This window comes from Streptomyces sp. PsTaAH-137 (genome assembly GCF_003259365.1).
In the GTDB taxonomy this organism is placed as follows: Bacteria; Actinomycetota; Actinomycetes; order Streptomycetales; family Streptomycetaceae; genus Streptomyces.
Window position 1 is genome coordinate 1 of the sequence record NZ_QLLY01000109.1, and the last position, 1,102, is coordinate 1,102.

At 68.3% G+C, this 1,102-nt stretch carries 1 pseudogene; it reads left to right on the forward strand.

Annotation, left to right across the window (positions count from 1 at the left end):
- Positions 1-394, forward strand: a pseudogene (locus K377_RS41245) (MerR family transcriptional regulator); the annotation flags it as partial.
- Between the last annotated feature and the right edge of the window lie 708 nt (positions 395-1,102).

Below are 1,102 nucleotides of genomic sequence, written 5' to 3' on the forward strand. Positions count from 1 at the left end.
CGGTTTCGGCGCCGACTACGTGGCCACCCAGCGGGAGGCCCTGGTGCTGGCGCGGGCTCTGATCCCGGAGATCTTCGACAGGTTCCTGAGCCAGCTCGAGCACTCGCTGGACGATCCCGAGTCGGTGGAGCTGACCAAGCGCGGCTGGGAGGCGCGGTCCTGGGACCCGGACGATCCGCGGCTCGAGAAGCTGGCGTCCGCGCTGGCCGGCAAACTCCTCTCCAACCGGGGCCTGCTGGCCGTACCGGCGGAGTTCCGCGACCAGTCCGACGCCGCGTCCCGGTACGGGATGGTCAACCACCACCGCGAGGACCGGTCACCGTCGATCGCCCGGCTGAACGCTCTGGTGGAGGCGAATCTGCGGGCCGCGGGCATCGCCGTTCCGCACCAGTGACCGCGGTGTTCCGGTCCGGGACGCGGCGAGGGACACCATGCCTCTCGGGGCGCGCTCGTCGGTGACTTGAGGCGCGCTGGAGAACCGGTCCGGGCGGTGGGGCGGCGCTCGCTTCGGTCCCGTTCCCGGCGTTCCGTCCCGTTCACAGGAAATCCCAGGTCCGGGCCGTATCGCCGGATCCTGTGACGGGCCCGACGGGACTGACGGGACCGAACTCCCTTGTTCCTTCTGCGTGCGTGCGCGCGTATGCGCACGCGCATACTGGACTTAGTCCCCTGTACGTACGTAGGTCATAAGGGGAAGGTTGGGTCCCGTCAGTCCCGTGAAAGCCAACAGCACCCGTCTGAGCTGGGCTTATGCAGGACGGGACCGAAGGGACTCAATCCCGCTACGGGACCGAGGACGACCGGGGCAGCGCAGGCCGGGTCTTTTCCCGGCTTCCGCGGCGCAGCAGCACGGCAGCGGCGCGGCTCCCCCGTCACGGGACTGACGGGACCGGAGATTTCGTACAGGCAAAGACCTCTGCCGTGGGAGAAGTGTGTGCGCTAGTCTCCGGGTTGCACTACTCGAACTTCAGTCCCTTCAGTCCCGCAGCGAGGCAGACGTCCCTCCTGGACCAGGAAGTTCGTCGCGAGCGGGGCCGACAAGCACGACCGAACGCTCGACGAGGACGATCATTGGCGCGCCAGGCTGCGACAAGCTCATGGC